This is a genomic window from Candidatus Pelagibacter bacterium nBUS_27 (assembly GCF_051200985.1).
Taxonomy (GTDB): domain Bacteria; phylum Pseudomonadota; class Alphaproteobacteria; order Pelagibacterales; family Pelagibacteraceae; genus Pelagibacter.
Genome location: NZ_CP172845.1, coordinates 717,536 through 730,241, shown reverse-complemented (window position 1 = coordinate 730,241; position 12,706 = coordinate 717,536). Strand labels below are relative to the sequence as shown.

Sequence of the window (12,706 nt, the reverse complement as noted above, 5' to 3'; positions counted from 1 at the left end):
GAACTTTTATCACATTTAACTAAGTTGTTTTTTAAACGACTTTTAATTTTTTTATGGATGTATTTTTACCAATAGCTCAAGTATTTGTTAATCCAATTGAAATACTTTTGTTAAGTGCAATCGTTGGAGTTCTCTCAGGGTTGTTTGGTGTTGGTGGTGGATTTTTAATGACACCATTTTTAATTTTCTTAGGTGTTCCCCCGGCATATGCTGTTGCTAATGAAGCTAACAATATACTTGCAACGTCTGTTTCTGGATCAACAACCCATTATTTAAAAAATACTTTAGATTACAAAATGGGTTTAATGATTGTTGTGGGTGGTACTATTGGAACTGCATTAGGAATTTATACGTTTTCATATTTTAAAGGAATTGGTAAAATTGATACTGTAATTTCTTTAGCTTACATGTACATACTAGCAATCATTGGTACATTAATGCTTGTTGAAAGTTTAGGTGAGATCGACAAAGCAAAAAAAAATCTTTTAATTAAAAAAAAATTACACGTTCATTATTGGATACATGGTCTTCCATTAAGAATGAGATTTCCAAAATCTAAATTATATGAAAGTGCTTTTACACCAATTATAATTGGTTTAATGGTAGGCTTTATTGCAGCTATTATGGGTATTGGTGGTGCTTTCATTTTGGTTCCTGCAATGATTTACATTATTAAAATGCCAACAAAATTAGTTCCAGGTACTTCACTATTTGTAACAATTTTTGTAAGTGTCATAGTTACATTTTTACATTCATTCAATTATGGATCTATAGATCTGTTGTTAGTTGTGATGTTGGTCGTCGGGTCAATTGTAGGTGTTCAAATCGGACAAAAACTAGGTGAGAAAATTGATAGCTCAGGTTTAAGAGCTTTACTAGCGATTTTATTATTAGTGGTTGGTATTGCTATTGCCTATGATTCATTTTTTGCTGAACACGTAGAAAGTAAAATTAACATGGTGTCAGATGCTGATTTAAATTTCTTTTCATTATTCATTCAACAATTTTCTAAAGAAATGCCTTTCTTTTATGGATTGTTTTCGATTATGTTTGCAATTTTTCTGGGTGTTAGTGCTGCTTTCATAAGACGATTTTTTTCAAATTCAAGAAAAAAATTATTTTTAAAATCTTAAATTGACTAAATAAATTTAGTTAAAGTTTCAATATATATAAGACTTATAAATCCGACTGTTACTGCTGCTATTAAACCTACAACAAACGGTTTGTAGCCCATTGACTTTAATTCACCTAAATTAATTGAGATACCTACAGCAGCCATAGCCATTGTTAAAAATACTGTAGCTAAAGTTTTTAAATATCCAATTAAATTTATCCAAAGATCGTAACTGTTGTTGTTAGGTGTAAAGAGTTGGTCGCCAATATTTCTTAAAATAATCATTCCTATGAAACCAATTACAAAATAAGGAAAAATACTCAAAACAGAGTAATTTTGGCCTTTTAATTCACCTCGATTATACAAAAATGCAAACAAAGGTATTAGAATTACTAAAAAAGTATTTCTTATTAGCTTTGTTACAGTTGCAACATTTAATGTTTCAGGACTATTAAATTGCTGATCATAAATTAACCCAGCCGCCGCAACTTGAGAAGTTTCATGAATTGATGTTCCTAAAAACAAACCGATTTTTAAAGCATCATTATCAAAATACCATTCAGCAAAATAAGGATAAATAATCATTGCTATTACACCAAATAATGTAATGTTTGCTATTGCGTAAGCTACTTCTGATTTTTTTGCATTAATAACTGGTGCTGTTGCAACAATGGCAGTTGCCCCACAAACACTTGTGCCTATAGCTATCAAATAAGACATTTTTGATGAGATAGGTACTTTCTTAATCAATAATTTTACAAGTATTAACACACCCACAATGCAACAAATGATTAAAGGAATAGCGATTGATCCAAATTTAATAAGTTCTTCAAAACTTAATCTTATACCTAAAAAAATAATTCCTAATTTTAAAATATATTGTTGAGTAAATTCTAATCCAATCATCATACCTGGTCTTGGAGTAAATGCATTACCCATTAAGATACCAAGTAATATTGCAATGAGAACTGTTGAAATCGGGCTTTTAGGAGTTCCAAAAATTTCTATAGCTAAGACGTTATTTATTCCCTGTGAAAATAAACAAAAGACTAAAGCTAAAACAACACCTGGTATGATTGACTTTAAGTATTGGAAATTAACAGGCACAAAAGATTTTATGCACTTCTATAAAGCTTAGTCATCACAAATTCTTTGTGACCTAAAGCTTCAGCACAAGTTAATCTTCCATTAGCAACTCTCAAAGTAGTTTTGATTAATTCATCTCCAGCTTGAGACATATTCATTTCACGAGTTAATATTTTTGAAACGTCGCAATCAATATGTTCACCCATACCTTTTACAGTCAATGGATTAGCTGTAAGCTTAACAACTGGCTCAATTGGGTTACCAACGATATTACCTTGACCTGTTGGAAATAAGTGAATGTTAAATCCTGCTGCTGCTTGAAGTGTAACACACTCTGCTGCTGCTGAAGAGGTATCCATAAAGTACAAACCTTTACCTTTAGTTGGTTCTTCTGCTGGTTCCAAAACATCTATAAATTTACAATTTCCAATTTTTTGGAAGTTTCCAAAAGCTTTTTCTTCAATCGTAGTTAAACCACCAGCAATATTACCTGCCGTTGGTTGGCTTTCTGAAAGATCATCTGTAGCTTCTTTTAAAATAAAATCATTGTAAGAGTTCCAAGTTTTCATGAATTTATCTGAAGCCTCAGGAGTTGCACCTCTAGTTGCACAAACTTGTTCTGCACCTGTTAATTCTGAAGTTTCACCAAAACATAAATGAACACCCATCGGCTCTAGTTTGTCCATTAAATTTCCAACTGTTGGGTTTGCAGCTAATCCAGATGTTGTATCAGATTCACCACATTTAACAGAAATCCAAAGATCACTCATTGGACATTCTTCTCTTTGTTTTTCTGAAGCCCACATTACAAATTCTTGAGCTTTTTTTGATGCTTTCATTGTAGTACCAATATCTCCAGTACGCTCAATGTGAAATCCTTCAACTGGTTTCCCAGTTTTAGCAATACCATCAACAATTTTTTTAGTCCATTTTGGCTCAATACCAATAACAATTACTGCCGCAACATTTGGATTGCACCCTGTTCCAATCATAGTTCTAAAATGAAGCTCTAAATCAGCCCCAAATTGAAGTCTTCCGTATGAATGAGGAAGAGCTATTGTTCCTTTAATATTATTTGCAACTGCTTCAGCACATGCATTTGAAATATCATCAACAGGCAGTATGATTACATGATTTCTGGTTCCGGCTCTGCCATTTTCTCTTTTATAACCTAAAAAACTTTTTGGAATTTCCATATTATTACCACTTCTTTGTTTTAACATTGTGAACATGAACGTGTTCACCTTTTTTAATTGATTTAACCACTTTACCTATATCATGACCATATTTAAGGATTGTATCACCCTCATTAAGATCAGTCATAGCAATTTTATGCCCTAAAGGGATTTCATCTACTGATTGAATATTTGTTGAACTGTCATCTTCCATTATCCAGCAAGCACAGTCTTGTTTTGGAGTGATTTTTTCAATAACAACTACTCCTACGTTGTCTTTTTTATCATGAATTATAATGTCTGTAGCCATATTTATTGTGTCGATTTGTTTGTTTGAAATTTGTAAAATCTTATATATTAATCGCAAAAATTAACAAACGATTTTTAAATATTTTAAATTTACACTTTAGAGGAGTTCTAGTTTTATGACAAAGATGACAACAGAAGAAGCTTTTGTAAAAGTTTTACAAATGCACGGAATTGAACACGCATTCGGAATTATTGGATCTGCTTTTATGCCAATTTCAGATATCTTTCCAGATGCTGGGATAACTTTTTGGGATGTTGCTCATGAAACTAATGGTGGATTAATTGCTGATGGTTACACAAGAGCCACTGGTAAAATGTCAATGGTAATTGCACAAAACGGACCTGGAATTACTGGATTAGTCACACCTATTAAAACGGCATATTGGAATCATACTCCATTGTTATTAGTTACACCTCAGGCTGCAAATAAAACTATGGGACAAGGTGGTTTTCAAGAAGTTGAGCAGATGAATTTATTTAAAGATATGGTTTGTTATCAAGAAGAAGTTAGAGACCCTTCTAGAATGGCCGAGGTTTTAAATAGAGTTATTGAAAAAGCAATTAGAGGTTCAGCCCCAGCACAAATAAATGTTCCAAGAGATTATTGGACACAGGTAATTGATATTGACTTACCCCCAATCGTAAGATTGGAAACTCAAGGTGGAGGAGTAGATGCAATTAAAAAAGCTGCAGACTTATTATCTAACGCAAAATTTCCAGTAATTTTATCAGGCGCAGGTGTTGTAATTGGTGGAGCTATTGAAGATTGTAAAAAACTTGCTGAAAAATTAGATGCACCAGTTTGTTCTGGGTATCAACACAATGATAGTTTTCCAGGAAGTCACCCATTAGCGGCTGGCCCATTAGGATATAATGGTTCAAAAGCAGGAATGGAATTAATTCAAAAAGCTGACGTTGTATTAGCATTAGGAACAAGACTTAATCCTTTTTCAACTTTGCCAGGTTATGGAATGGATTACTGGCCAAAAGATGCAAGTATCATTCAAGTAGACATGAATTCAGATAGAATTGGTTTAACCAAAAAAGTTTCAGTTGGAATTTGTGGTGATGCAAAATTAGTTGCACAACAACTCTTAGCTCAACTTTCATCGACAGCAGGTGATAATGATAGACAAGCAAGAAAAGATATTATTCACCAAACTAAATCAGCTTGGTTACAAAAATTATCAAGTCTTGATCATGAGGACGATGATGAAGGTACAGTTTGGAACGAAGAAGCAAGAAAAAGAGATTCAGATAGAATGTCTCCCAGACAAGCTTGGAGAGCAATTCAAGCAGGTATGCCTGAAGATGTTATTATCTCAAGTGACATTGGAAACAACTGTGCAATTGGTAATGCATATCCAACATTTGAAAAAGGAAGAAAGTATTTAGCTCCAGGATTATTTGGTCCTTGTGGTTATGGCTTCCCTTCAATTTTAGGTGCAAAAATCGGTTGCCCAGATACTCCGGTAATAGGTTTTGCTGGTGACGGTGCTTTTGGTATCAGTATGAATGAAATGAGCTCATGTGCCAGAGAAGAATGGCCAGCAATTGCAATGGTTATTTTTAGAAATTATCAATGGGGTGCTGAAAAAAGAAACACGACTCTTTGGTTTGATGATAATTTTGTTGGAACAGAGTTAGACCCAGAATTAAGTTATGCAAAAGTCGCTGATGCATGTGGATTAAAAGGAGTTTCTGTTAGAACGATGGAAGAAACTACAGCAGCTATCAAGCAATCTTGTGAAGATCAAAAGAAAGGAATTACAACATTTATAGAAGTAATTCTGAACCAAGAGCTTGGTGAACCATTTAGAAGAGATGCAATGAAGAAACCAGTTAAAGTTGCTGGTATCAACAAAGCAGACATGAAAAAACAACCTTCTTTAAACTCTTAAGAACTTTAAAATTTATACCAATTATCGTACAGTCACTTCATGGAAGTGACTAACGATAATGGTTGTAGTTGGGTTAAAGATTTAATTCCTCGAACAAATGTTAAAACACTTCAATTAAATGAGGATTGTGAATGGTTAGTAATTGGAGCGGGTTACACTGGGTTGTCTGCTGCAAGAAAATTAGGTCAATTACATCCAAATCAAAGAATTATACTAGTTGATGCTCAATTAGCAGGTGAGGGTGCTAGCAGCAGAAATTCAGGATATTTGGTTGATACAACACTTAATGATGGTTTCACTTCAAATAAAGAGCTGGATAACTATAAAAAAAAGCTGATATTTATGAATTAGGAATAAATATTGTTAAGAAATTCATAAACGAACATCAAGTAGATTGTGATTGGAATGAATGTGGAAAATATTTTGCATCTTCAAAAAAAGAAGATGAAAAAATTTTAAGAAACTTTTCTGATACTCTTACAAAATTAGATTTTGAGCATAATTTATTATCTAATAATGAATTATCTAAAAGACTAGGTACTAATTTTTATAATATAGCACTTCATACCAAGGGTGGAGTTTTATTGCATCCTGGAAAACTAGTTAGAGCAATGGTTGACGTATTACCAAAGAATGTTTGTTTATATGAATATTCATCATTAATAAGTTGGAATAAAACTAAAGATATAATCTCTTGTAAATTTAAAAATGGTAAAATTAATACTAAGAAAATTATTTTTGCTACAAATGGTTTTTTGAAATCATTAGGAATAAAATCAAACTATAATTTTCCAATTACTTTAACCGCAAGTATGACAAGACCATTAACTGATGATGAATTTAAAACTATTGGTCAACCAGAAGAGTGGGGTGTACTACCCGTAAGACCAATGGGCGCTACAATTAGAATGACTAAAGATAAAAGAATTTTGATACGAAATACAGCGGAAGTTCACAATCCTTTTAAAATGAAAAAATCAGATCTAGAGATAAGATCAATTAATCAAAGAATTGGTATTAAAAAAAGATTTCCACAATTACCCGAAGATATAATTCAATCATCATGGTCTGGTGTTGTATCTAGAACAAGAAACAGTTCGCAAATATTTGAAAAAATTGACAATAATGTTTTTGTTGCCGGTTGTTATAATGGCTCAGGTATTGGTGTAGGTACTTTATTTGGTGAACAAATTGCTATTAAAGCAAGCGAAGAAAACACAAAAGAAATAGAAACTATAGAAGCAAGAAATAAACCTACTTGGTTACCACCTCAACCATTTTTAGATATAGGTGTTAAAACGCGTCTAATTTATGAACGTTTAAGAGCTAGGTCAGAAATTTAAAGAACAACCAAATCTAATTTTTGCTTACCTAATCTTTCATTACCATTCTCTATAACTAAATAAGTTTCACCTAAATTCATGGCTAAATTACTATCTGAATCCATGAGTATCATGTGCATGAAGAACACATTACCAGGAGTTATTACATAAGGATTGCCAGTGTACAGCATTGGCCAATCCATCCAATTAGGTGAAAAAGTTGAACCTAATGAATATCCACAAGCATTCATTCTTGCTTTATTAAATCCTAAATTGTCAAAAGTTGTTGCATGAGCATCAAAAACTTCTCCTGCAGTTTTTCCTGGAACTAAAGTTTTTACACAATTAGTTAATGCTTCAACACAAGCTTCATGCATTTTTATATGTTTAGGATCAGCTTTTCCTATAGGTATAGTTCTAAACATAGCAGAATGATAATGTTTAAAAGTACCAGCCCATTCTAAGCTTAGTTGATCTGTATTTGATAAGTTTCTTTTTTCCGCTTGATATCTGCAAAGTAGGGCGTTATCTCCTGATCCAATAATATATTCATTAGCAGGATAATCACCACCACCTTCAAGAACTGCTCTTTGCATTTCAGCTAAAATTTTTGCTTCATTAGCACCAGCTTTTGCATATTTCCATGCTTCATCTAATGCTCTATCTGCAAGTTTGGATGCTTGTCTTACATAAATTAATTCTTCTTTAGATTTAATAACTCTTAATTTTGTTATCAATTCAGATTGATCTTCGACTTTACAATAATTTTCTAAGGATTTATTTAATCTTAAAGCATTACGTCCTGTCATTCCATAAGCTTCATATTCAATACCTATATTTTTATTTTTTAGATCAAGTTCTCCTAAAATTATTTTAAGATCATCTGTTGGATTAATTCCATCTTTATCAACCCAAATTCTTATATCTTTAATATTTGATGTATTTTGTGCCTGTCTCAAATCAGGTGCACGAGTTAATAAAATTACATTTCCTTTTTGATCCATTACTAAAGTTTGAAAAAAAACATATCCAAATGTATCGTATCCTGTCAACCAATACATGGACTCTTGTCTAAACATTAAAAGAGCATCTAAATTTTGCTCTTTCATTGATTTTAAAACATCTTGTTTTCTATTAGAAAACTCTTCTTTACTGAAATGAAGTGCCATTAAGAAATAATTGCTTTTACAGAACCTAATTTATCGATTTTACCAGTGTACAAACCTTTACCAAGAATAGGAACTACACCTACCGTAGAACCTGTAAACACATAAAAATCTTTACCTAAATCAACTTTATCTTTTTTAATTTTGTTTAAAACAAATCTTAAAGAATTAAGAGGGTTAATGTAAACAGCATTTGTATTTCCATTGACACTTTGTTTAACTTTTTTGTTTGAAATATTAGCTTTTAAATTTCCAATATTAATCTTTTTATATTTTTTCTTTTGCCCAATCAAAAACTTCACATTTCCTCCAAAATCACTACTTAAATCACCAAAAGAGGTAATACCTTTTCTTTTTTGTCTATAGCCAACAACTTCTATGCAGGGAGCCATATGAGATATAAATTTGGTAACGTTTTTGTTTGCAACTAAACCCTTTGAGTTAAAAAAAGATTTCTTTATTAAATAACAAACCTCAAGTTCAATTCCTAAAGTTGATTTATTTATTTTTACTCGCTTACCATTTTTTAAAAAATTTCTTTTATAAACTGAAGCATAAAAAGGTTCTTTTTCTTTTAATTTTTTTAAAAGAGGAATTCCGGTCCCACCAGCTTTATAACCAATTATTGGTTCTTTAATTTTACTTTCACATAATTTTCTAAATTTATCTGCTTCTGCTAATTTTTGAGTAAATTTTTTTGGAATAGGTGCAATAATTTTATTTTTTAGAAAGGCGTTAACTAATTTATCTGAAAGTTTATCTTTTAAAGTTTTTTTCATATAACTTTATTATTTTAATACAGACATTGGATCAAGTCTTGTTTGAAACCAATTAATTCTAAAATCTAAATGTGGGCCAGTTGATCTTCCTGTTGATCCAACAGTCCCAATTACATCCCCTTGATTTATTTGGTCACCAACTGATACCAAAATATTTTCGAGGTGAGAATATATTGTTGAAATTCCATGGCCATGATCCATTATAATTGTTCCACCAGTATAATATAAATCATCTTCAGCCATTGTTACCACTCCTGTTCCAGAAGATAAGATCATTGTTCCTTGTTTTGCAGCAATATCAATACCGTAATGTGGCCATCTAGGTTTACCATTTAATATTCTTTGACTTCCATAAACACCACTTATGATTCCTTCAACAGGCATGATAAATTTTTCTTTAAAGAAAAGTAAACTAGAATTAATTGATCTTGCTTCACCAATAGCGTTATTTTCTTTTTTAATTCTTTTATAAACTGACTCTGGAGGAGTTACTTTACTTTCCGCAAGGCCGTCAATTCTTTGAATATTATATTTTCTTTTTAAAACTTTTTTTGTAATTTTAGATGTTTTTCCATTTAAAGTTTTCGTAAAAGTTAGGTCAAACTTTCTGTCTCTATCAATTCCAAAAACAAAGAAGCCATCTCTGGATACTTTTACTTCTTTTTTATTAACTTTAATTTTAGCTTTAGGATCAGTTTTACCTAAAATAAAATGCCCTTGAGTGAATTTCCCTTGAAATTCTATGGCGTTAACTTGAGAGGTTGTGAAGATTAAAAATACTAAAAAAAATCTATAGATTATTGAGCTGTCCATCCGCCATCTATTACTATTGATGTTCCTGTGATCATTGAAGAAGCTGATGAAGCTAAGAAGCAAACTGATGTTGCAATATCACTCTCTGTTGCAGCTTTCCCTAATGGAATATTACCTAAAGCTAATTTTTTAAATTTTTTATTTTTGAAAAAGTTTTTAACCATTGGTGTCTCAACAAAAGTAGGTGCTACAGTATTAACTCTAATATTATTTTTAGCCAGCTCAACACCCATACCTTTAGTCAATCCTTCAATACCAAATTTAGTCATGTTGTAGACATTTCTACCACTCATGCCAACATGGCCTAATTGAGAAGACATGTTGATTATTGAACCAGGTCTATTTTTATTTTTTAACATTTTTTTAACCACAAGTTGAGCAACATTAAAAGCTGCTTTAAGGTTTAAATCAACTAAGTAGTTCATACTTTGTTGTTTGATTTTTTCAAATGGTTCAGGAATATTAGTTCCCGCATTATTAACAAGAACATCTATAATCTTAATCTTTTCTATCTTTTGTTTTAAATCATTATAGTTCATTACATCACATGGAACTTTAACAATTTTGCCTTTAACTTTTTTTATCTCTTTTTCTAATTTATCTAAATCAGATGAAGTTCTGCTTAAAGCTATAACTGTTGCGCCTGCTTCAGCCAAGGCAATAGAGCAAGCTCTACCTAAGCCTTTACCAGCACCTGTTACTAATGCGTATTTATTTTTTAAGTTAATTTTTTGTAAATACATATTAAATAAATAATTTTAAGTCTGTATAGATTAATTCTATAGCAACTACCAGAATAGCAATTAATCCAACCCAAGCAATCCACTTATACTCATTAATCCATCTAGATATTAAATTTGCAGCAGTAGCCATTAAAATAATTGATAAAGCTAATCCAAAAATTAATAATACGTAATGATCCCCAGCAGCTCCTGCTACACCTAGTACATTATCTAGACTCATTGTAAAATCAGCCAATAAAACTGTCCATATAGCTTTCATGAAGCTTGAATTATCAACTTTTATATCTTCTTCATTAGATTGACCTTTGATCACATCAACATAAAGTTTGTAGACAATATAAAGTAATAATAATCCACCAATTAGTCTTAATCCTGTAATTTGTAGTAAGTATGCTGTTAACATTGTTAAGATAATTCTTAAAATTACAGCTCCACCTATGCCCCAAAAAATTACTTTTTTTCTTTGTTCTACTGGAAATTTAGAAGCAACCATTCCAATAATGATTGCGTTATCACCTGCTAATACTAAATCTATAAATATAATTTGACTTAAAATAACGAGCTGTTCAGCTCCAAATAATTCTGAAAACATTAGCTGCTTAATATCATATCTGCACCTTTTTCTGCAATCATTATTGTTGGTGCATTTGTATTTCCTGAAGTGATGTTGGGCATAATCGAAGCATCAATTACCCTTAAATTGTTAAGACCTCTAACTCTTAATTTTTCATCAACCACTGACATATCATCTTGACCCATTTTACAAGTCCCAACAGGATGAAATATAGTTTGTGCATAATTTGAAGCTTCTTTAACTAATTCTTCATCATCATTAATATTTATTCCAGGCCTATATTCCTCTGGTGCATATTTTTTAAACGTTTCAGACTCTAATATTATTTTTCTAGTTAATTTAAGGCCTCTTGCGGCAACCATTCTATCGTGATCAGTTGAAAGATAATTTTGTTTTATTTTAGCGTAAGTTCTTGAATCTTGATCTACTATACTCACGTGACCTCTGCTTGTGGGTCTTATATTTGAAACAGTAGGGGTGAAGGCATGAAAATCATGGTTTTTAGTAGCACCCAATGTATCCATACTCATTGGTTGAACATGCCACTGCAAATCTGCCAATTCTAAAGAAGGATCACTTTTGGCAAACATACAAAGTTGACTGGCACCCATTGTCATTGGGCCACTTCTGTTAAACACATACTCTAATCCAATCATCAAATTACCAAACAAACTATTAATTTTTTTGTTAAGTGATTTTAGTCCATGAACTTTATATATTGGTCTTAACATTAAATGGTCATGTAAATTTTCACCAACTCCATTTAATTCTTGTACTAAATTTATCCCTAATTTTTTTAATTTTTCTGCATTACCAATACCTGATACTTGTAAAATTTGAGGTGAGCCAATTGCTCCAGAGGAAAGAATTATCTCTCTATTGGCTTGCACTTTTTTAAGTTCATCACCATGCCAAAATTCTACTTCTTTAGCAGTTTTGTTTTCAAAAATTATTTTTTTTATATGAGCATTAGTAACAATTCTTAAATTTTTTCTATTTTTGATTGGATTTAAATAACCAACTGATGTGCTACATCTAAAACCATTTTTTTGGGTTACTTGAAAATAACCACATCCATGATTATCACCAGTGTTAAAATCTTTAGTTTTAGGAATACCAAACTCTTCAGCAGCGTTTTGGAATTCATCTAAAAGAGGCAAATGAATTCTTTGATCAGAAACTGATAGTGGGCCGTCAGCTCCATGAAACTCACTTTTTCCTCTCTCTTGATTTTCAGCTTTTATAAAGTAGGGTAAAACATCGTCCCACCCCCAACCAGAATTTCCGGATTGTCTCCAAATGTCATAGTCTCTATGTTGACCTCTTATATAAAGAAGACCATTAATTGATGAACTTCCACCTAAAGTTTTTCCTCTAGGATATCTTATGGAAATATTGTTCATACTTTCATCGGGCTCTGTTCGATAACACCAATCAGTATTTGGATTGTGCATTGTTTTAAAATATCCAACAGGAATATGAATCCAAGGATAGTTATCTTTACCACCAGCTTCTAAAAGTAAAACTTTATGATTTGGGTTTTTAGATAGTCTATTAGCAAGTACACATCCTGCAGATCCAGCACCAAGAATTATAAAATCAAAATTTTCCATTAACTTAGAACTCTTATAAATTAAAATTATTTGTTTATAGCAAATTTACTTAAAAAATGTTGAATAAATACATATTAGCCCTTGTTATACTTTTAAAATTTTGGCAGGGTA

13 protein-coding genes are annotated in these 12,706 nt (G+C 31.5%); 4 read left to right on the top strand and 9 right to left on the bottom strand.

Annotated features, from left to right (window positions below; genetic code table 11):
* The first annotated feature begins 53 nt into the window (after positions 1-53).
* On the top strand, positions 54-1,133 hold the full coding sequence (locus tag ACIJYG_RS04015) for a sulfite exporter TauE/SafE family protein (protein ID WP_435095367.1): 1,080 nt from the start codon (positions 54-56) through the stop codon (positions 1,131-1,133).
* A 5-nt stretch (positions 1,134-1,138) separates the two neighbouring features.
* Here ACIJYG_RS04015 and ACIJYG_RS04010 read toward each other — a convergent pair whose 3' ends face one another.
* Genes ACIJYG_RS04010 through ACIJYG_RS04000 form a run of 3 tightly spaced genes read right to left on the bottom strand, consistent with a single transcriptional unit; the run spans position 1,139 to position 3,685 of the window.
* On the bottom strand, positions 1,139-2,221 hold the full coding sequence (locus tag ACIJYG_RS04010; RefSeq protein ID WP_435095364.1) for a YeiH family protein: 1,083 nt from the start codon (positions 2,219-2,221) through the stop codon (positions 1,139-1,141).
* Between the two features lie 8 nt (positions 2,222-2,229).
* The gene (locus tag ACIJYG_RS04005) at positions 2,230-3,396 is read right to left on the bottom strand and encodes a UxaA family hydrolase (RefSeq protein ID WP_435089260.1); all 1,167 of its coding nucleotides are present in this window, start codon (positions 3,394-3,396) and stop codon (positions 2,230-2,232) included.
* 4 nt (positions 3,397-3,400) lie between these two features.
* Positions 3,401-3,685, bottom strand: a complete 285-nt coding sequence (locus ACIJYG_RS04000) for a UxaA family hydrolase (RefSeq protein ID WP_435095361.1) — start codon at positions 3,683-3,685, stop codon at positions 3,401-3,403.
* Between the two features lie 115 nt (positions 3,686-3,800).
* Here ACIJYG_RS04000 and xsc point away from each other — a divergent pair, with 115 nt between their 5' ends.
* Genes xsc through ACIJYG_RS03985 form a run of 3 tightly spaced genes read left to right on the top strand, consistent with a single transcriptional unit; the run spans position 3,801 to position 6,928 of the window.
* Complete coding sequence (gene xsc, locus ACIJYG_RS03995; RefSeq protein WP_435095358.1) at positions 3,801-5,585, top strand: sulfoacetaldehyde acetyltransferase; 1,785 nt, start codon at positions 3,801-3,803, stop codon at positions 5,583-5,585.
* A 39-nt stretch (positions 5,586-5,624) separates the two neighbouring features.
* Positions 5,625-5,936 carry an FAD-dependent oxidoreductase gene (locus ACIJYG_RS03990; RefSeq protein WP_435095355.1) on the top strand — a complete coding sequence of 104 codons (312 nt, stop codon included), beginning with the start codon at positions 5,625-5,627 and terminating at the stop codon, positions 5,934-5,936.
* Positions 5,924-6,928, top strand: a complete 1,005-nt coding sequence (locus ACIJYG_RS03985; RefSeq protein WP_435098856.1) for an NAD(P)/FAD-dependent oxidoreductase — start codon at positions 5,924-5,926, stop codon at positions 6,926-6,928. The genes ACIJYG_RS03990 and ACIJYG_RS03985 overlap by 13 nt, the downstream gene beginning before the upstream one ends.
* On the opposite strand, the gene ACIJYG_RS03980 is transcribed toward ACIJYG_RS03985, so the two are convergent.
* The 6 genes from ACIJYG_RS03980 to ACIJYG_RS03955 are packed head-to-tail and all read right to left on the bottom strand — an operon-like array spanning position 6,925 to position 12,595.
* On the bottom strand, positions 6,925-8,076 hold the full coding sequence (locus tag ACIJYG_RS03980) for a M24 family metallopeptidase (protein ID WP_435095352.1): 1,152 nt from the start codon (positions 8,074-8,076) through the stop codon (positions 6,925-6,927). The genes ACIJYG_RS03985 and ACIJYG_RS03980 overlap by 4 nt on opposite strands.
* Positions 8,076-8,852 (bottom strand): fumarylacetoacetate hydrolase, encoded by a 777-nt coding sequence (locus tag ACIJYG_RS03975; RefSeq protein ID WP_435095349.1) that lies wholly within the window; start codon positions 8,850-8,852, stop codon positions 8,076-8,078. Before ACIJYG_RS03975 ends, ACIJYG_RS03980 begins: the two co-directional genes overlap by 1 nt.
* Before the next feature lie 9 nt (positions 8,853-8,861).
* The gene (locus ACIJYG_RS03970; protein WP_435087376.1) at positions 8,862-9,665 is read right to left on the bottom strand and encodes a M23 family metallopeptidase; all 804 of its coding nucleotides are present in this window, start codon (positions 9,663-9,665) and stop codon (positions 8,862-8,864) included.
* The gene (locus tag ACIJYG_RS03965) at positions 9,650-10,408 is read right to left on the bottom strand and encodes an SDR family NAD(P)-dependent oxidoreductase (protein ID WP_435087374.1); all 759 of its coding nucleotides are present in this window, start codon (positions 10,406-10,408) and stop codon (positions 9,650-9,652) included. Before ACIJYG_RS03965 ends, ACIJYG_RS03970 begins: the two co-directional genes overlap by 16 nt.
* A gap of 1 nt (position 10,409) precedes the next feature.
* Entirely contained in the window at positions 10,410-11,000 is a 591-nt protein-coding gene (locus tag ACIJYG_RS03960; RefSeq protein ID WP_435095346.1) for a TerC family protein, read from the bottom strand.
* The gene (locus tag ACIJYG_RS03955) at positions 11,000-12,595 is read right to left on the bottom strand and encodes a GMC family oxidoreductase (protein WP_435095343.1); all 1,596 of its coding nucleotides are present in this window, start codon (positions 12,593-12,595) and stop codon (positions 11,000-11,002) included. The genes ACIJYG_RS03960 and ACIJYG_RS03955 overlap by 1 nt, the downstream gene beginning before the upstream one ends.
* Between the last annotated feature and the right edge of the window lie 111 nt (positions 12,596-12,706).